This window comes from Sphingomonas hankookensis, from assembly GCF_001619955.1.
Lineage (GTDB): Bacteria > Pseudomonadota > Alphaproteobacteria > Sphingomonadales > Sphingomonadaceae > Sphingomonas > Sphingomonas hankookensis_A.
In genome coordinates this window covers 1-17,383 of the sequence record NZ_LQQO01000056.1, presented here as the reverse complement: position 1 = coordinate 17,383, position 17,383 = coordinate 1, and the positions used below count along the sequence as shown (strand labels likewise).

Annotated in this window: 28 protein-coding genes; 22 read left to right on the top strand and 6 right to left on the bottom strand. The window is 64.7% G+C overall.

Annotation, left to right across the window (positions count from 1 at the left end):
* Window positions 1-160 precede the first annotated feature (160 nt).
* The gene (locus tag AVT10_RS15625; protein WP_066693551.1) at window positions 161-700 is read left to right on the top strand and encodes a hypothetical protein; all 540 of its coding nucleotides are present in this window, start codon (window positions 161-163) and stop codon (window positions 698-700) included.
* 118 nt (window positions 701-818) lie between these two features.
* Entirely contained in the window at window positions 819-959 is a 141-nt protein-coding gene (locus tag AVT10_RS18405; RefSeq protein ID WP_157092794.1) for a hypothetical protein, read from the top strand.
* Between the two features lie 59 nt (window positions 960-1,018).
* Here AVT10_RS18405 and AVT10_RS15620 read toward each other — a convergent pair whose 3' ends face one another.
* From AVT10_RS15620 to AVT10_RS15600, 6 genes are all read right to left on the bottom strand, one after another.
* Window positions 1,019-2,605, bottom strand: coding sequence for a recombinase family protein (locus AVT10_RS15620; RefSeq protein WP_066693549.1), 1,587 nt, complete (start codon window positions 2,603-2,605; stop codon window positions 1,019-1,021).
* A 105-nt stretch (window positions 2,606-2,710) separates the two neighbouring features.
* Window positions 2,711-3,157 carry a hypothetical protein gene (locus AVT10_RS15615; protein WP_157092793.1) on the bottom strand — a complete coding sequence of 149 codons (447 nt, stop codon included), beginning with the start codon at window positions 3,155-3,157 and terminating at the stop codon, window positions 2,711-2,713.
* Entirely contained in the window at window positions 3,154-5,190 is a 2,037-nt protein-coding gene (locus AVT10_RS15610) for a ParB/RepB/Spo0J family partition protein (protein WP_066693544.1), read from the bottom strand. The genes AVT10_RS15615 and AVT10_RS15610 overlap by 4 nt, the downstream gene beginning before the upstream one ends.
* A 222-nt stretch (window positions 5,191-5,412) precedes the next feature.
* Window positions 5,413-5,553, bottom strand: coding sequence for a hypothetical protein (locus AVT10_RS18400; RefSeq protein ID WP_157092792.1), 141 nt, complete (start codon window positions 5,551-5,553; stop codon window positions 5,413-5,415).
* Complete coding sequence (locus tag AVT10_RS15605) at window positions 5,550-6,170, bottom strand: hypothetical protein (protein WP_157092791.1); 621 nt, start codon at window positions 6,168-6,170, stop codon at window positions 5,550-5,552. The genes AVT10_RS18400 and AVT10_RS15605 overlap by 4 nt, the downstream gene beginning before the upstream one ends.
* Before the next feature lie 87 nt (window positions 6,171-6,257).
* A complete protein-coding gene (locus tag AVT10_RS15600; protein WP_066693539.1) occupies window positions 6,258-6,833 on the bottom strand; it encodes a S24 family peptidase in 576 nt (191 codons plus the stop codon).
* Window positions 6,834-6,929: 96 nt separating this feature from the next.
* On the opposite strand from AVT10_RS15600, the gene AVT10_RS18620 reads away from it, so the two are divergent.
* The 20 genes from AVT10_RS18620 to AVT10_RS15505 all read left to right on the top strand — a co-directional run bounded on the left by AVT10_RS18620 (window position 6,930) and on the right by AVT10_RS15505 (window position 17,278).
* Window positions 6,930-7,139 carry a helix-turn-helix domain-containing protein gene (locus AVT10_RS18620; RefSeq protein WP_066693537.1) on the top strand — a complete coding sequence of 70 codons (210 nt, stop codon included), beginning with the start codon at window positions 6,930-6,932 and terminating at the stop codon, window positions 7,137-7,139.
* 154 nt (window positions 7,140-7,293) lie between these two features.
* Complete coding sequence (locus tag AVT10_RS15590; RefSeq protein WP_066693529.1) at window positions 7,294-7,770, top strand: hypothetical protein; 477 nt, start codon at window positions 7,294-7,296, stop codon at window positions 7,768-7,770.
* Window positions 7,770-8,060 carry a hypothetical protein gene (locus tag AVT10_RS15585; RefSeq protein WP_066693527.1) on the top strand — a complete coding sequence of 97 codons (291 nt, stop codon included), beginning with the start codon at window positions 7,770-7,772 and terminating at the stop codon, window positions 8,058-8,060. Before AVT10_RS15590 ends, AVT10_RS15585 begins: the two co-directional genes overlap by 1 nt.
* Entirely contained in the window at window positions 8,057-8,593 is a 537-nt protein-coding gene (locus AVT10_RS18615; RefSeq protein ID WP_066693525.1) for a hypothetical protein, read from the top strand. The genes AVT10_RS15585 and AVT10_RS18615 overlap by 4 nt, the downstream gene beginning before the upstream one ends.
* Window positions 8,590-9,726 carry a DNA polymerase III subunit beta gene (gene dnaN, locus AVT10_RS15575; RefSeq protein WP_066693523.1) on the top strand — a complete coding sequence of 379 codons (1,137 nt, stop codon included), beginning with the start codon at window positions 8,590-8,592 and terminating at the stop codon, window positions 9,724-9,726. Before AVT10_RS18615 ends, dnaN begins: the two co-directional genes overlap by 4 nt.
* Window positions 9,727-9,986: 260 nt before the next feature.
* Window positions 9,987-10,316: a hypothetical protein gene (locus AVT10_RS18390; protein ID WP_157092789.1), complete on the top strand. Its 330-nt coding sequence runs from the start codon at window positions 9,987-9,989 to the stop codon at window positions 10,314-10,316.
* 40 nt (window positions 10,317-10,356) lie between these two features.
* Window positions 10,357-10,947, top strand: a complete 591-nt coding sequence (locus tag AVT10_RS15565; RefSeq protein ID WP_157092788.1) for a bifunctional DNA primase/polymerase — start codon at window positions 10,357-10,359, stop codon at window positions 10,945-10,947.
* A 69-nt stretch (window positions 10,948-11,016) separates the two neighbouring features.
* Window positions 11,017-11,409 (top strand): phage major capsid protein, encoded by a 393-nt coding sequence (locus AVT10_RS15560; RefSeq protein ID WP_232308048.1) that lies wholly within the window; start codon window positions 11,017-11,019, stop codon window positions 11,407-11,409.
* Between the two features lie 72 nt (window positions 11,410-11,481).
* The gene (locus AVT10_RS15555) at window positions 11,482-11,931 is read left to right on the top strand and encodes a hypothetical protein (protein ID WP_066693516.1); all 450 of its coding nucleotides are present in this window, start codon (window positions 11,482-11,484) and stop codon (window positions 11,929-11,931) included.
* A gap of 11 nt (window positions 11,932-11,942) precedes the next feature.
* A complete protein-coding gene (locus AVT10_RS15550) occupies window positions 11,943-12,614 on the top strand; it encodes a hypothetical protein (RefSeq protein ID WP_066693515.1) in 672 nt (223 codons plus the stop codon).
* Between the two features lie 12 nt (window positions 12,615-12,626).
* Window positions 12,627-13,157 (top strand): head-tail connector protein, encoded by a 531-nt coding sequence (locus AVT10_RS15545; protein ID WP_066693514.1) that lies wholly within the window; start codon window positions 12,627-12,629, stop codon window positions 13,155-13,157.
* Window positions 13,157-13,522, top strand: a complete 366-nt coding sequence (locus AVT10_RS15540) for a phage head completion protein (RefSeq protein WP_066693513.1) — start codon at window positions 13,157-13,159, stop codon at window positions 13,520-13,522. The genes AVT10_RS15545 and AVT10_RS15540 overlap by 1 nt, the downstream gene beginning before the upstream one ends.
* A complete protein-coding gene (locus AVT10_RS15535) occupies window positions 13,522-13,938 on the top strand; it encodes an HK97-gp10 family putative phage morphogenesis protein (protein ID WP_066693510.1) in 417 nt (138 codons plus the stop codon). The genes AVT10_RS15540 and AVT10_RS15535 overlap by 1 nt, the downstream gene beginning before the upstream one ends.
* A complete protein-coding gene (gene gp17 / locus AVT10_RS15530) occupies window positions 13,935-14,327 on the top strand; it encodes a tail completion protein gp17 (protein WP_066693507.1) in 393 nt (130 codons plus the stop codon). The genes AVT10_RS15535 and gp17 overlap by 4 nt, the downstream gene beginning before the upstream one ends.
* 15 nt (window positions 14,328-14,342) lie before the next feature.
* Window positions 14,343-14,789 carry a phage tail tube protein gene (locus tag AVT10_RS15525; protein ID WP_066693504.1) on the top strand — a complete coding sequence of 149 codons (447 nt, stop codon included), beginning with the start codon at window positions 14,343-14,345 and terminating at the stop codon, window positions 14,787-14,789.
* Entirely contained in the window at window positions 14,789-15,202 is a 414-nt protein-coding gene (locus AVT10_RS15520) for a hypothetical protein (protein ID WP_066693502.1), read from the top strand. Before AVT10_RS15525 ends, AVT10_RS15520 begins: the two co-directional genes overlap by 1 nt.
* Window positions 15,203-15,276: 74 nt before the next feature.
* Complete coding sequence (locus tag AVT10_RS15515) at window positions 15,277-15,504, top strand: hypothetical protein (protein ID WP_066693500.1); 228 nt, start codon at window positions 15,277-15,279, stop codon at window positions 15,502-15,504.
* A gap of 23 nt (window positions 15,505-15,527) precedes the next feature.
* A complete protein-coding gene (locus tag AVT10_RS18385; RefSeq protein ID WP_157092787.1) occupies window positions 15,528-15,935 on the top strand; it encodes a hypothetical protein in 408 nt (135 codons plus the stop codon).
* Between the two features lie 255 nt (window positions 15,936-16,190).
* Window positions 16,191-16,511, top strand: coding sequence for a hypothetical protein (locus AVT10_RS15510; RefSeq protein ID WP_157092786.1), 321 nt, complete (start codon window positions 16,191-16,193; stop codon window positions 16,509-16,511).
* The gene (locus AVT10_RS15505) at window positions 16,508-17,278 is read left to right on the top strand and encodes a BRO family protein (protein WP_084401787.1); all 771 of its coding nucleotides are present in this window, start codon (window positions 16,508-16,510) and stop codon (window positions 17,276-17,278) included. The genes AVT10_RS15510 and AVT10_RS15505 overlap by 4 nt, the downstream gene beginning before the upstream one ends.
* The last annotated feature ends 105 nt before the right edge of the window (window positions 17,279-17,383 follow it).

The following is a 17,383-nucleotide window of genomic DNA, read 5'->3' as shown; positions in this document are numbered from 1 at the left end:
GCGCCGCCCCTAGCGCACAAGGCAGCCGAGCGCGATGGGAAAGACGCGAGGTTTGCGATGTCAGGAAGGTGGAGCGGGTGAAGGGAATTGGATTGCAACCATAGTGGTTGTAACCCACGAGAATCGTTGCGGGGGTGATCTTTTTGGCTAGAACCACGCGATGCCTAATTTCGAGACACACATACTAGCCGTTGCCGATGGTAGTTGGGATCGGTTCGAACAGGACTGGCGCAATCAGTGCCAAAAGGGCGACAGCGAGTTCGACGAGTATGCGCCGACCAGCCTCCGCCTGTTCAAAGGGGTCGTGGACGGCACGGGCGCCTCGCTTGGTCCGCTGAACACCAGTGTCATTGCCGCATTATGGGACAATGACACCGAGCACTATTACTTGGCGGCCTTGCTCAATCGGGCGGGCCTGCCCGGCTGGGATGGTCGCGTTCTGCGCGTGCGGGAGATGACGGTCTCGCCGTTGATCGATTGCGACATGGCTGCGGTTGCGATGTATCCGGATGTGATCATTGGCACTTTGAACGGCGTGTTCCACCTCGCTGGCACGTCGCTCGGCGCCGATCACATTCACATGAACCTTCGAAGCCCTGCGGATAAAGCTTTCTTTGCTGCGTTTGGAACCGCTTTTGGTGCTTCGGGCGTTGCTACCAAGGTGGAAACCAAAGGTAGCTGGTTGTACGTCACCCTTTAACGTGACGATAACGTTTTACGAGTTACCTGCGGTTACCCACTGTGCAGATGGCTTATTCGTAGTTATATGCGATACAGTCCATCGAGGTTGGAACCCCGGTGGACAGGGAGAAAGTACGATGACCAATCTTGACCCCCGGATGGTGGCAGCCATCAATGCGGCTGTTCATTCGGCAGTAGCAGCGGTGGGTATCGACGGTGTGCGACGTATGTCGATGTTCCCGTCTGCAGCGCGTGCAGAGCAACGTCTCGCCGCGTAATTCCCAACTTCCGGTAACGGACTGAAAGCCCCGTCTTTTGGCGGGGCTTTTTGCGTGCGTTAGGCGCGCTTTTGTAATGTCGTAGCGGTGTGTCCAGCGAGGCCAATAGCTTCCTCGATTCGACCGACAACGTGTACGTCGACGCCGCGGCCGGCTTCCTTCGGCGTCAGGACGACGTGATCGATCAACGCGCGCAAGCGGGGCACCGCTTCCAGCTGGGCGGCGGGATTGCCGTTCAGTGCGTCCTGGAGCGCTTGTACCTGTCGACGGTAATCGTCCGCGATCGTGGGATGCAGGGCGATCACCGGCACGGCGTCGATGCCGGCCAGCTGACTGGCGAAGGCGTCGCGATCGGCGCGCGCCTTTGCCAGCACGTCGCGGATTTCGGCGAACTCGGCGCCGCCGGCCGCAATGGCTTCGACAAGCCGGTCGACCTTCCGCTTTGCTTCGGCATGCCGGCGCTCGATCGACGCGCGTTCGCGTTGTCCCTCACCCGCGAGACGGGCATGTTCGCGATGATACTCGCGGACATATTCCGCGACCAGTTCGGGCGCGAGCAGCTGGTGCTGCAAATGCTCGAGCACCTGACGCTCGTAATTGTCGTTCTTGATCGTGCGGTTGTTGGTGCAGCCGGCGCCATCGTGATGCCGCCCGCACGCCCAGTATTCGCCGGTACGCCGAATCCAGCCCCCGCCGCAGACGCCGCATCGACCGAGGCCGGAGAGCAGGTGCTTCGGCCGGCGCTGATAGGTGCGGTGAACGCCGGCACCTTCGGCGCGAATGGCTTGCACCCGCTGCCACAGCGCATCGTCGACGATGCGCAGATCGGGCGCGGCCTGCTCGATCCATTCGCTTTCAGGGTTCGGGCGGATGATCGTCTTGCGCGTCGTCGGGTTGACGACCTTGCTCGTCCGATTGTGGACAAGCACGCCGGCATACACGCGGTTGTTGAGCATACCGTTCTGGCGCTGCCGATCGCCAAGAATCGTCGTCTGTCGCCATGTCGTGCCGCGCGGGGGAGTGATGCCTTCGGCGTTGAGTGCCTTGGCGATGGCCTGCGGCGCGCGGCCGTCGGCATATTCCCGGAATATCCGGCGGACGATCTCGGCCTGATCTTCGTCGATCTCGCGCAGGCCGCGGACAAGCTCCCCGCGTTCGTCGAGGCGGTTGGCGCGGCGGTAGCCGTAGGCGATGCCGGCAGGCGCGCGGCCTTGCTTGATCGTGCCGCGCTGACCTCGCTTGATGCGCGCGCCGAGATCCTTGCGGAACCGGGCGTCCATCAATCCCTTGATCGTCCCGGTGATGTCGTCGACCTCGCCGTCCATCAACGTGAACAGGCGCGCGCCGACGAACTGGAGCCGTTCGCGGATCGCGAATGCGTCGCCCTGGTGCCGGGCGACCCGGTCGGTCGATTCAGTCAGCACCTGATCGACGCCGCCGGCTTCCACGCGCGCCATCATGGCGTTCAGGCCGGGACGCTGCGCGCCTTCGATGCCGGCGGCCCCGCTGATCGCATAGTCGGTATAGACCTCGACGATCGTCCAGCCTTCGCGATCGGCGCGTTCGCGACACACGGCGATCTGATCCTCGATCGACCGCGCGTTCTGCAGCTGGCTAGAATAGCGGGCGTAGATTACCGTCCGCACGGGGACTTTCCTTTTGTCGGGCGGCTGCAATGTCACGCGCAACCGACGCGCGCGCAAGGGCGCGGACGAAATCAACCAACTCCGGCGCTGGCTTGGTGATCGACTTCATGGCGCGCGTCCAGCGCGGGCAGCGGCGTTGACGTGCGCTACGTCGATGATGCTGCTGATGTGATCGGCCGGCCGGGCGTGCCACGCCAGCGCGGCGACTGCTTCGGCGAATCGGGCGGCGTCCAGATCCTCCGGGTTGCGTTCGGCGAGCAGCCAGGCGCGATCGGCCGCGGCGGTGAGGTCCGTCCGCAACTCGTGCGGGTAGCAGCCTTCAGTACCGCGGCTCTCGATCCATGCCGTTTCGGCATCGTAGGGTGACTTACCCGCAACGACGCTGTCCCAGAGAGTGACCAACGCCCGAGCGATGCGCAGGCGAGCGGCGGCCTCCGCCTGGGTCAGCCGGCCCTTTTCTACCCACGCCGCGTCGCCGGCCTCGCGCTGGGCGAGGACGCGGCGCGCAGCTGCGGCTAGGCTGGTCCAGTCAGAGGCCATTGCGGGAATCATTCGGCCGGTTGTGCGGACTTGGCGGCGGGCAGGGGTGCCGGCCGGGTGGGTTCCATCCAGTCGGGACGCCAGTTGGAGATCTCGGCCGCATCATCGGCGCTGATGGCGAGCAGCTTCAGCACCGCCTCGCTGGCGCCGACGTAGCCCTCGATGCAAGCGGCGTGGATCTTCGCACACTCGGCCGCGCTGTCCTTCGACTTCACGCGCTCCGCCAGTTCGGTTTGTCCCCAGTCCTGGAGGATCCGCACGCGCGTCTTGTGGGTCAGCAGCTCGAAGAACGCCTGATCCATTTCGACCAAGGAATGCCATGGCGCAGCGCCTTCCGCCTCTGCCATGTAGTCGGCCGAGATATGCTCGATGAACCGCGGCACCTCCGGGTCACCGTAGAAGCTGTCAGCGGCGCGAACGGCCCAGCCTGCGACCAAGGCAGTGGCAGGTTCGAGGATGCGATCGCGGTCCATTCGGAACCGAGCAAAGCCGTCGATCGGATCGGGCATCGTGAACGCCGGGTGAGCGGACAGGATCGCGTGCTGATGCTTCAGCGTCGACGCTCGGGTCACGGTGTCCGCAATGTCACGCTGCTTTTTCGGAGGCGATCCCGTCCCCGTCATCTGGCAGGCTGGAGTTTCGATGCCTTGCGGTACGCCGTCGAAGTACTCGCTACCGCCGAACCCTTTCTTTGGGGCCAGTATGGTGCGGGCTTGCGTGAAAATTAGGAGATCAAGCGCCAACACCGGGTCGCCGAACAACTGGTCGCGGAAGAGGTCGCGCCGAATGATGCAGGCGGCGCCGGCAGTATCCTTGACCAGCCCCATGGCCTCGCGCCGCTTCTGCGCGTCACTCTTGGGGTTCGGCGTACTGGTGTCGGCGGCCTTCGGGTCCGCTGCCTGCGCGCCGCCCTTCGCCGCCTTGTCGCGATACCACAGGTCGAATGTCAGGTACGCGCCGTTGTCGCTGTTCGCCTTCAGCGTCGTCGTGACGACGATCGCGCCTTTCTTCGGCAGCACGATGACGGTGTCGGAATGCCCGATGTCCGCGCCGGCAGGTTCGACCTTCGGCGTGCGGATCCGCAGTTCGTCGTCGGTGTGACGATAGCCGTACTGCATGGTTTGGGGCGGTTCGCTGACGAACGCGATGTCGAGATCCGCCAAGCCCCATGCGCCGTCGGTCTTTATCATGCGGCCGTTGCGCTTCAGCCGGTAGGAGAACTGCGATTGCAGTTCCTTCACGCGTGCATGGTAGAGACGCTTCAGTATCTCCGGGTTCATGATGCGGCCGGCGCCGCGCTCGAACAAATCCTCTTCGTAGATGCCGCCTTCGGCTTCGTACTGGATGCGGCCGACCAGATCGAACATCGCGCGTTCGTCCTGGTCCATCGCGCCCATGAGGCGCTTGATGGCGGCCGGCCCGCGCTGGTGTTCGTACTGGATGCCGTCGATCTCGCCGAGTACCCGGTCCTGCAGGTCGTGATCCTCGGTCGCGGCGAATGCCTGTGCCTGGGCATCGGTCAGCGTGCCGGCGCGGTACGCTTCCATGACCTTGTGCGAGAGGTTGGCGATGCGGAGGATCCGGGCGGTGCGCTGCGCGTCGTAGCCGAACATTGCCCCTATCTCGGCAGGGGTCGCGTCGGGCTTCTGGCGGCGGATCGTGGCGAAGGCGTCGTAGATCTCGACGGGCGCCATCTGCTGGCGGGCATAGTTCTCGGCCAGCGATACCTCGGTCGCCTCCGCTTCGTCCTGGACGACGATGACGGTCACCGGTGCGTCGGCCGCCAGCTTGCCGGCGTCGACCAGCAAGCGCAGCGCGGCGAGGCGCCGCCGGCCTGCATAGACCGGTTGCGACGCCCCCTTGCGCTTCGGCTTCCCGACGATCGGCGGCGCCAACAGGCCAATGCTCTCGATCGAGGCAGCAAGGGCGGTCAGTTCCTTATCGATGGCGAGATCATCGGCCGACCGGACGTTCATGCCCGAATAGGTCAGGCGATCGAGCGCGACCTGCTCGACGGGGCGGTTGCGGTTGACGGTGGTGGTCATTGGTCACCTCGCAGAATCGAAACGGTTGCGGCGGCGATGGCGAGCAGCAGCAGCGACCCGCACGCGACGACGATGCGCCATAGGCTGGGGCGCTGGAGGGTGGGGCGGTGCATCATGCTTCCCCCGTCACGGCGCCCAGGATCGCGGTGTAGGCGATCAGCAGGATTACGACGGCGATCGCGATGGCGGTGCGACGCGCGACCCGGGAGAGATCGGCGCGGGTCATACCCCGACCGTCCATTCCGGCCCGTGGCGCAGCATGCGGGCGATGCGGCCGCGCTGGGGGACTATCGCCGCGACGATCGTCGTGACGGCGATGGCTGCGGCGCTGGCGAACAGCGCGCTGGTGGCGACGGCCATCATTCCGCGCGCCATTCGGCGAGGGCGCGGACCGGGCCGACGCCGATCGCGCTGCGAGCATCGTGGATCGACACTAACAGCACATCGCGACCGTAGCGCGCGCGGGCGTCCGCTTTGGTCGCATCGGTCAGGACCATCGTACCTGGGCTGACGCGGCATTTGCCGGGTACGCCGCTGAGGTCGAGGATCCGCGCGCACTCGTAACGCTTGCGCAGCTGCTCGGCGTGGAAAGTTTTCCCGCTTGCGCGAGGGCCGTAGATCACGACCGACGGTTTCGCCGGCACGGCCACGCCCGGTTCGTCCGCGACACGGACATCGCGCATCATGGGGAAGTGAAGGAACGGAGGCCGGGCTGCGGCGCTACCGGCCGGCGGCAAGGGAAAGTGATGGTAGGGCGGTCGCACCGCGCCGTCGGCATTGGCGGCGTGGAGCACGGCGGCTTCGGCCATGGCGAGCATTGCCCGTGCCTGTGTCGCCAATTCCTCGGCGGTCGTCACCGAAGTGCCGACCTGCCGGCCAGTGTGATCGAAGTAGCGGATCGAGATTGCAGCGCTCGTGCCGTCGGCTTTCGCCAGCGGGACCATCGTAGCGCGTAGGTCGGTGATGAACGCGGTTTGCATCGCAGCCTCCATCGCCGCGACATGCGGCGGATGGGCTACGTATTACCCACTACGGGTAATTGTCAAACATCATTTACCCGCAATGGGTCAAACCGGTCTAACGACCTCTATGATCCTACCCACAACCGTGAACGGTTCGCTGCCGATCACGATGTCCGTGTGGGTATCGTTGGTCGAGCAGGGGACTAGCCGCGCTGGGCTGGCGCGGAAGCGTTTGGCGGTCGTTTCGTTCTGACCGTTCACCACGACGTACACCTTGCCGTCGATCAGATCGACTTGGTCGGGGTCGACCAGTGCATAGCCGGACTCGTCGATCAGGAGGTTCATGCTGTCGCCCCGTGGCTTCAACGCGAACACCCTCGGACCGCCACTGGTCGTCGGCACAAAGCCGTCGGGCCGTTCGATCGCTTCCGTAAGATTTCCGCAGGAAACCTCGCCGATAATTGGCACCCACCGAACGGTCCGGGTCTGGCCGGCGTCCATGAAAAGTTCGTAGGGTTCGACGCCCAGGTGTGGCGCGAGCCGCTGTGCCCAGTGATCGGACAAACGGCGCTCGCCCGTTTCCAGCTTGTTGATCTGGGTCGCGCCAGTTCCTGCCAACGCCGCGAGTGCCGCGCGGGTCAGCTGTTTCTCTTCTCGAAGGGTGCGGATGCGATTTGCCATGCGGCCTTTTACCCGAACAGGGTAAATCGCGGGACTGTGGATGCGGGTAACATTGGGTATTGACCTATTTACCCATTGTGGGTCAGAAGACCCGTCATGCAACTGCACGATCATCTCAAATCGACCGGCGAAAGCGTGGACGATTTCGCAAATCGGATCGGAGAGGCAATCTCGACGATACGGAAAATCGCGTACCGGCAGCGGCAACCTTCTCTGCCGTTGGCGGTGAAGATCGAACGGGCGACGGATGGTGTCGTTACCAGTGCCGATATGCTGCTCGATGCATCGGCCGAGGTGGCGGCATGAACGCTGCGCTGGTCATTCTCGCAGCCGCGATCGTCGTGCCCATCGCCGTCATAGAGTGTCGGCGCAAATGGGCCGACTGGCGGTTCGTGCGCCGCGTCCGCGGCCATGATCAGGTTTGTGGGTGCAGGTCCAATCATGAGAATGGAGCTATCCGATGACCGCCGGAATCGTCCCCCCGGCTTTCGTCCCGCTGACGGAAGACGACGCCCGCGAATTGACCCGCAATTTGCTGGTCCCTCTGTGTCAGAACCTTGGACCATTGCGTGTCAGCAAGGTTCTGGGTTGCGATGAAAAGACCGTGCGCAACGCGCGAGATGAAACGTCGACACTACGGATCGACCTTTTGATCAACGCCCTTGGCCTCAATCCAGAGGCGCTGGACGGGTTTCTTCTCCGGGCCGGTCGGCGTTCGGTGCCGATCGAGTGCGTGGGTGCGGCGGACGGCGATGCACTCTGCAACCTGCTGAAGGTGTCGCACCTGCTGAGTATGGCCTTCTCCGACCAAAGCACCCCCGGCGCGCTGGATGACGCAGAGTTGATGGCGATCCCGGCTGACGCGCTGGACGCCTGCGCTCGTGCGATCACCGCAATGCAAACACGACAGAGCGCGGTTCGCGCGGGGAGGAAGTGATGGGTAAGCTGTTCCTGCCAGCTAAGGTGCCAAACGAAGGCGCGCGGCGTCTGGCGGCGTGGTTCCTTTCGCGGCCGGCAATCCGGGCGCGTTCTGCATTGGCCTCGGTCGGCATCGATTTCGGCAAGCTGGATCGGATGGTCACCGGCGAACTGCTGCCGGGAGCCGACGAACGTTTTGCGATCACACTGGCGACCGGTGACGCGGTGACGGTCCGCGACTGGTCCGTCGCCCCGCGCGGGCGATGGGGTGATCCGGTGCCGGCACGGAAGATGCGGCGGGCGGCGTGATCGACGAAACGCCCGGTGTCATCGCGGAGCCGGACCGCATCGACGCATGGATGGAGATCGCCCGTACCGGCGATCGCTTCGTCTATGCGTCGCGCCAGTTCCTGCCGACCGGGTGTCGCACCGGCAAGCATATGCGTCTGTTGGCGGAGCGCGGCCTCGTCACGCTGTCGCAGGCGCGATCGACGCTGAACGCCGATTTCTTCAATTACGTCGCCCAGCGGACGGCCAAACCGACCGCGTTGACCCGACCGACCCGGACCATGCTCGTGCTGGCCGAGCCGGCGCTGTCGCAGGACGAAGCGGCGATCACCGACGCGCTCCTGCCGGTGCTGTCGCGGTTCGCGCATCATGGGCGGCCGTGCCCGACCGATCGCCAGCTGGCGGCGCGGGCGAAGCTGACACCGGAGCAGGTCCGGGACGGGCTGGTCGCGATGGCGGCGGCGCACCTGATCCGCATCCAGAAAGTATCGGCGCCGACACAGCGCCGGATCATCATCGTGGCCACCGGCCAGATCACGGGAATTGCAGCATGACGAAGAAGGCATCCGGCGCTTCCGCGACCCGGTCGTTCGAGATCGACGCGCCCAGCCTGCGGGCCGGGCTGAAGGATGTGGGGGACATCGTCGAGAAGCGCACCACGATCCCGCTGCTGTCGAACGTGCTGATGACGGTATCGCCCACGGCGCTGGTGCTGAGCGGCACCGACCTGGACAGCTGGGGCGAACGCCATGTCACGCTTGACGGCGATGCCGATCCGATGCGGATCACCGTCCATGCCGGCACGCTCGCCAAGATCGCCGACAAGCTGACGGCCAGCGACCGGGTGCGCCTGGCGCTGACCGATGGCAAGCTGACGGTCAGCGCCGGCCGGTCGCGGTTCACCTTGCCGACGTTGCCCGCGGACGATTTCCCGAACGCACCCGACAAGGCTTGGGACAGTGAGTTCGAGATTCCGGCGATCAATCTGGGCGCGGCCTTGTCCACCGTGGCGTTCGCCACCTCGACGGACGAGACGCGCTACTATCTGGGCGGCGTGCTGGTTCACGCGCAGCACGGGGACCTTCGGTTTGCTGCCACGGACGGGCATCGGCTCGCGCGCGGCATCGTCGCGTTGCCCGACGGTGCCGCTACGCTGCCGGACATCATCGTCCCGTCGAAGGTTGTCAAGGTGCTGACAACCTTGCTCGGTCGCTATGAGGGGCAGGTAACCGTCCGTGCCTGTTCGTCGGCCGTCGCCTTTGAAATCGGCGAGACGACGCTGCAAGCCAAGGTCATCGACGGCACGTTCCCGGATTATGCGCGGGTGATTCCGACGCAGTATGACGGTCTGCTGAAGGTCGATCGGGAAACCCTGGTTGCGGCGGTCAACCGCGTGACGACGGTATCGAGCGACAAGGTTCGCGCAGTGAAATTGAGCATCCGGCACGACGCGATCGCGCTGTCGGTGTCCAGCCCCGAGCATGGCACGGGCGACGAAGAGATCCCGTGCGAATGGTCGGGGTCGCCGCTGACGATCGGGTTCAATTCCCGGTATCTGCTCGAAATTATGGCGCACATGACCGCGATCGAGGTCGAGGCGACATTCACCGATCCGAAGGGCCCGGTGCTGTGGCGCGATCGTGAGGGGTCGCCAGCAACCTTCGTCATCATGCCGATGCAGGTCTGACGATGTCCGATGTCGTCGACCTGGCCGCGCAGATCGAAGCGGATCGCATCGCGCGGGGCGTCGCTGCTGCCGCGCAGCCGATCGCCCTCGGCGTGCCGGGCGAGTGCGACGGATGCGAGTGGTGGATGCCCCGACTCGTCGGCGGGCTGTGTCCCTATTGCCGCGACGGTCGCCCGCGCCCCGCAGACTGGGAACCCCCGGTCCCCCCAAATTCCCCGTCGGCGCCGGCTGCGCCCGCTATCAGCAAGGAACCTGCACCGATGTCCGCAAAATCCATCCAGCTTCCCGCCGCTGCGCAGAGCGCCATTCGCAAGGTTACCGAACTTGCGGCGGCGAAAGGCATGTCGATCGGTCAGGCGGCGGCCGAACTGATCGATCGCGAGATCGCCCCGCCGGCCGCCGAAGCGCCGACCGTGGTTGCACGGACGCTCGGCGTGCCCGAGTTGCTCGATCAGCTGCGCGCGGCGTTCGACGATCGCCCGGATCATTCGGCCGAACTGGCCGCGATGACCGAGCGCGCGACAGCGGCCGAAACCCGCGCAGCCGCGGCCGAGGAAAAGCTCGCCCAGTTCAAGGCACTGCTCGCCTGACATCAACCCCGCGCTTCCGCGCGAACAGGGGACCGATACCGTGTCGTCCAATTCCACGCTGTCGCCCATGGGGCAGGCGGCGATTGCTTTCGCGCGTCGGGGGTGGTTCGTCTTCCCGTGCAACGTCCAGAACGGCCGCCCGCTTGTTGGTGGCGATCGCGACGACGACGGCAATGTCATCAAGAACAGCGGTGGCCTGCACAAGGCCACGCGCGACGAAGCGCAGATCGAGGCGTGGTGGCGGCGTTGGCCGGTCGCCCAGATCGGGCTGCATTCGGGCGTCAGCGGCCTGCTGCACCTCGACTTCGATCCGCGCGTCGACGAAACCGTCGACCCGGAGACGGGCGAAGTCCTGGCCGATACGTGGACGGTCGACCGGCTGAAGGCGGCGCTGCTCGCCCAGATGGGCGAGGCGCTGCCGGCGACGCTCACGTCGGTTACGCCGTCGGGCGGGGAACATCACTGGTTCCGGATGCCGGCGGGCGAGCCGATCGGCAACCGTGGCAACCTGCCCAAGCATATCGATGTGCGGGGGCAGGGCGGGTACATCATCGCGCCACCATCCGAACGAATCGGCGACCTCGCGCAAGGGGGCAAAAAGATCCCATGGGCGCGGGCTGGCGCCGGTTGAGGCAGACTGACCTTCCCGCTTTGTCGTGAAGGAGGTTGCCCGTGCCCGTGTCCGTCTCATGCCATGATCATGCCCAGTCAGGCAAGCTGGCTGGTCAACAGCGACGTGATGCCGACGCTGATGGACCTGAAGAACAGCGCCGGCCTGCCGCTGTGGTTCGGCAACTATCAGGAGTCGCCGGGTGGCACGCTGCTGGGTCGGCCGGTCGTGTTCAACGAACACAGCCGCAGCGTCGGCCAGCTGGGCGACATCCAGTTCGTCAACCCGAACGGGTACGAGGCGTTCCGCAAGCAGAACGGTGTCAGCTTCGCCGATTCGATCCACCTCTATTTCGACTACAACATCCGCGCGTTCCGCTGGGTGTTCCGCATCGGCGGTCAGCCGGTGCTGTCGAAGCCGGTCCAGCCCGCCAATGGCGGTACGACCAAGTCGCACTTCGTCGCGCTCGCCGAGCGCGCCTGATCCTCGACACCGGACCCGCGCCATCGCGCGGGGCCGGGCGATGGTTCGCCCGGCAGCTTAGGAGACAAGACGATGATGGGTAATCTGGACCCCAGCGCCCGTGTGGCGATGGTCGGGGTCATTCCGGCGCAGCAAGCGGCGGTCGGCGCGATCAGTTCGGGCTGGGTCGATATGCGCAACGCCTTCGAGATGCTGGCGACGCTGAACATCGGCGTGATCGGTGCCGCCGGCACGATCGACGCGCGGATCGAGCAGGCGACCGATGTCAACGGCACGGGCGCGAAGCCGGTCGCGGGCCTTGCCGTTGCCCAGATCGTGAAGGCGGGCGGTGACAACCGTCAAGCCGCGATCAACCTGCGGCAGGAGGATATGGACAAGAACGCGGGCTATCGGTTCGCGCGGATCACGGTGACCGTGGGCGGTGCCGCATCCTTCCTGTCCGCCATGCTGGTTGCGTTCGACCTGCGCTATGGCGCGGGCGGTGCCAACCAGCTTTCCAGCGTCGCACAGACGGTCAGCTAAGGAGGGCGACCATGATCAAGTTCCTTCAGGACTATACCACCAAGTCGGCCCCGGCGGAGGTGTTCAAGGTCGATCAGGAAGTCGAGCGTTCGCCCGAAAGCGAACTGTACTTCGTCCGCCTGGGCGTCGCCGGCTTTCTGGTCGATGGCAAGGTTCTCAACGAGGACTATGAGCCGATCGTGCGCGAGCCGGTCGCGATCGTCGTCACGACCGATCGCCGCTTCGCGGACACCGGTCGCGGTGGCGAGGTCATCGGCCTCGACGCTCCGGCCCGCGCATCGAGCGGTCCGGGCACGGCTGCCGTGTTTGCCGGCCAGCCCGACAGCATCGGCTTGAGCGAAACCGAGGTGGCGCAGCTGCGCGCCGATCTGGCCCATGCGATCGACCGGGAGAATCACGGCACCGGTCGTATCGACGAACTGACCGAGGAACTGGAGACGGTGCGGGCGAACCTCGCCACCATCACCACCGATCGCGACAAGCTGACCGGCGATCTGACGGCGCTCCAGAATGACCTTCAGACCGCACGGACCGACCTGACGGCGGTGGAAGGTCTGCGGGCCGAAAACGTCGATCTGGCGGCGCAGCTGAAGGGCGCCAACGCCTCGCTGGAAAAGGCCGAGGCGCGGGTGGCCGAACTGGAAGCGGCGGCGGCGAAGTCGACGACTTCGCGCGCGAAGTAAGGGGTCGGGGCGGTGGTCACCATCACGGCAGCCGCCCCGATCGACGGGCCGGCGGTGTTGCCCGACGCGCTGATCAACCAGTATGTGAAGCCCGGCGAAGGGCAGGAATTGCTGGTCGACAGCCTGCGCCTGACGGCGCTGATGTGGGTCGAGCAGCATACCGGGCACTCCCTAGCCCGGCGGCAGTGGACGGCGGTTTTCAACCGTTTCGACGGCGCATTATGGCTGAAACGCCAGCCAGTGCGTTCTGTCGCTTCGGTCGCCTACACCGATACCGGCGATCAGCCTGCAACTGTACGGGTCAGGTGGGATCGAAACGGCCGGGTGTTGCCGGTGCAGGAACCGCGGTGGCCTGTGGCCTGCGGACCGATCACCGTGACGTTCGACGCCGGATACGATGATGTCGCTACCGAAGCGCCGGGCCTTCAAGTTGCTGCCCTGATGATGATCAAGCATCTCTTCGATGGTGGATCGGTCGACGACGTGCCGGCGACGGTCACGGCACTGCTCGACGCCCAGTACCGCACTCCGGTTGCCGGCTGATGCCCCGTATCGACGCCCGCGAACTGGATCGATTGATCCACATCGAACGCCTTGGCGAACCGCACCACGACGGCGTGCAGAATGTGCCGGGAGCGTTCAGTCTGCATTGGAAAAGGTACGCAAAATACATCGGCTCGCCCGGGGGGGAGCGCTATGTGAATGCTGAAACGGCAGCTTCGGCGCCGGGTCTGTTTCGTGTTCGCTGGGACATCGCACTGGATCCTGACAGTCCCTCCGGGGTCAGCGTCAAGGATCGCATCCGGCATCCGGCAAGGCCTGATGGGACGCTGTACGAGATCGTATCGATCCAGCCCTATGGCCGGCGGGTCGGCATCGATATCGGCGTCGTGCGGGTCGTGTCCTGATGGGCAAGGCGGGATCGTTCGGAACCACGGGATTCCGGCAGCTTGACCGCAAGCTGGCGCGGCTTGCCCAGGCAACGCCGCGGCGGAAGGTCGACGGGGTGTTGAGGGTCGCCGCGACCGTGATCGCGGACGAACAGCGGCGATTGATCCGCGTCGTGACGGGGCGGCACCGCCGGACCATCACCGTAACCAATGCTTCGGGTTTCACGATCGACGGCATGGGGCCGCGCGATGTGTCGATATTCATCGGCCCGCGTCGCGGCGGCGCAGGATCGACGATGCACCTGCTGGAGTGGGGTACGTCACATTCGGCCGCGCATCCGTTCGCGCGACCGTCGATTGACAACAAGGGCGACGAAGCGATCGGTATCGTCGTCGCTGGGTTGCGCGCCCTGGTGCAGGAGGCTTCGCGATGACCTTCGAAGCCGCGCTCGCAAATAGGCTGCTTTCTGCCGCCGTCATCACCGATGCGGTCGGTTCTCGGGTCGATTGGATGCGGCGCGTCCAAGGCGCAGCGCTGCCGGCGATCACGCTCCAGACGATTTCCGACCGACGCGACCAGCATATGACCGGTTTCCATCCCGCGGTGACGCGGGTCCAGATTGATCTGTGGACGGCATCGTTCGCGGCGTCGCTGCCTTTGCGCGAAGCCATCCTAGCTGTGCTGGTGCCGGCCGCCACGGTCGACGGCATCCGGTTCCAGCGCGGGCAAGGCGTGTCGGTTCGTGCCGATCACGAGACCGCCGCCGATGGCACCGATCTGTATCGCCAGATCATCGACATTCTTTTCACGCACAACGGTTAACCGCAGGAGCACATCATGGCCGACGCAAATGGCAACAGCGAAGCCCAGATCGGGTGGGGCAGCGAATTCTGGCTGGCGAATGCCGCCGGGGTGCTGACCGAGCTGGACGAAGTGACGGAAATTCCGCTCGCCGAAGAGACGGCGGACGATGTCGAGGTGACGCACTTCAAGTCGCCCGGTCGGCGCAAGGAATACAAGGCCGGCCTGATCGAACCGGGCGAAGGCACGTTGATGGTCAATTACATCCCCGGATCGCCGACCGACGTGCTGCTGCGCGCCGCGCACAACGACGGCAAGACGCGGGCGTACAAGGCGATCATTCCCGATGGTGACGGCACTTGGGAGGTGACCGGCTTCCTGATCGTCAAGAGCCGTGCGCGCGCGGTGCCGATCGGCGACCGCATGACGCAGTCGATCAGCGTGCGCTTCACCGGCGCGACCGGCGAAGCGGCGGGCGCATAATGCGCGGCGAGGTTCCTTTCGAGGCGCTGGGCGGGCGCTGGACGCTGTTCATCGGGACGGCGGCCCAGTGCGCGCTGGAGCAGGAGCATGACAAGGGGTTCTTCGCGATCCTGCAGGACGCGATGCCTTCGGTCGGGCTGGGCGATGTCGAGGACAAGGCGAAGATGGCGAAGGCGGCGCGCGATCTGCGGATCGGCACGCTGCGCAGCTTCGCGCTGCATGGGCTTGCCAAGTATCACTGCGGCCTGACGGTCGATCAGGTCGACGAAATCATCGACGATCTGGGGTTCAAGCGGTTCGGCGAAATCATCGGCACCGCCATCGCCGCCGCCGCCGATCGGGTGACCGAGGAGGGCGAGAAAGCGCCGGGAAAGCCCCGGACCCGTACGCGCCGACCGACTGGGAAGCACTAGAACGCGCGTGGGCGGCGGCGGGGTTTTCGCCGTCGACCTTCTGGGATCAATGTCAGGCGACGTACGGGGCGGCGATGCGCGGCGCGGGGGATGCGCTGAAGCGCGATCGGGAGCGGGTGTTGTTCGGGGCTTGGGCGACCGAGCGGTTCGCCCGCGAGGAGAAGCTGCGGGGGTTCCCGCACTATGCCAAGTCGATGCTCGCGCAGGAGAAGCGGACGCGGCAAACGCCAAGGGAGTTGCTGGCTACGTTCGAAGCCATTCGCGCTTCGGGTGTACCGATGACGATTCGGCGAGTAGGCTAGGCCCTCTAGAAGGGGAGCTAGCTATGTCTGCAAGTTGGTTGGCGCTTGCGCTTGTTCAAACTACACCGGCTTCGGCCCAGCAATTCAATCTAGAATGCACTGGAACACAGCAAGTAATCGAGCAAGAATTGCTTTCGAATGAGACGACGCCATTCAAGAGAACATTCAGGGTCGATCTTCAAAAGAAAAAGATTTGTGCAGATTCCTGTCCGGATATCGCGGACCTATTCTCTGTAACGGATGAAGCTATAATTCTCGAAGAGTCTGTTACAGAGCCAGCGCCGGGGCAGGCGATGAAGATAAATCAAATAAATCGCAAGAATGGTGCTTACTCGATGCTGTATAGCAAGCGAGGATCGATGCTGAACGTAAAGGCTGTTTGTGAAGTTCGCAAATTCACGGGTTTGCCAGAGATAAAGACTCTATTTTGAACGGAGTGAATGCTCAACTAATCGGCGAACGGCTTCGGCCCGCGATGTGATGTCAGGGTTCTTCTCGATCCATAGGTCTAGTTTCGCAAGTTCCGCAGGTGGGAATCGCACGTTAACGGGGGTGGAGCCAACTTTGGGCCTTCCGATCTTTCTGGCGTCAGATATTGACATGACGCCTTTCTAGCGCCAGAAAGGCGGGCGTGACAAGGTGCTACCAACACCATGCACGCCCTAACCCATCGCACGGAGCGACCCATGCAACAGGCTGATACGGCGGGTAGCACCCGCGACGCGAACTCGTCACCGGGAAATCGCCGGAGAATTTCCACCACAACCGTTCATCTCGACCTGCATCCCGGCAGTCCGTTGATTGCTCAGCATCTGGTTTCCCCACTGGAACGGCGGATCGAGGAAATAGACAATCGCATCGACGATCTGATGGCCGTCGTAGCGCTGCTGAGCGGTCTGGACGAACTCGACAAATATGTATCGCGGGCGCTGGGGCATATCTGGCAGTCGCTGGACGATCTGCGGGCGCTGACCTCGCCGGTTGCTCTGTCGGGGATCGCGGCATGAGCGCCGTGGCATTGCAGAGCTTCGGCTTCGGCGATCAGCTGGTTCGCGCTGTCGATCGTGGTGGCGTCGCCTGGTTCATCGCCGCCGATGTTTGTGCGGCACTGGAGGTCGGAAACGCGGCTCAGGCTGTAAGTCGTTTAGAAGCTGACGAGCGCGACACTATCATTAGTAATGACAGTGTCGGCCGGACCAAGGAAATGGTCATCATATCGGAGTCCGGCGTGTACGCGCTGGTGTTCACGAGCCGGAAGGAAGCCGCCAAGCGCTTCCGCCGCTGGGTGACACAGGAAGTCCTGCCGGCGATCCGTACCACCGGCCGCTACGAGATCGCGAACGACCCGATCGCGCCGGAGGCGGCCGAACCGCTGGCCGACGAAACCGAACGGCTGCGGCTGCAACTGAACCTGGTGCGCGAAGCCCGGATCGCGTTCGGCACGCGCGGTGCGCGGCGGGCATGGGCGATTGCCGGTCTGCCCGATCTGGGGCTGGCGGAGGCCGCGCCGATCTTGTCGGTCGGGGTGGCGGTGATCGGTCGGCTGCATCAGTCGGTCGCCGACTGGCTGGATGCGCGTACGGAGGCCGCGCCGGGACACCGGGTGTCGGCGATGGTGCTGTATCGCGACTATCTGGATTGGGCGAAGGGCGAGAGCGTTAGCCCGAATGAGGTCGTTTCGCTGACCGCGTTCGGCAAGACGCTGACGCATTGTGGCCTTGGCAGCATTCGGGCCAATGTCGTCTATCGCATCGGCATAAGGCTGATCGACTGACCTGCGGCGATGGGGGTCATTTAAACTGACCCCCATCGCAGCGTCACCTGCCCCGCGATGGCGGCGGGGGCGGCGGAGGCGGCGGGGGTGGCGGCGGAGGGGGTG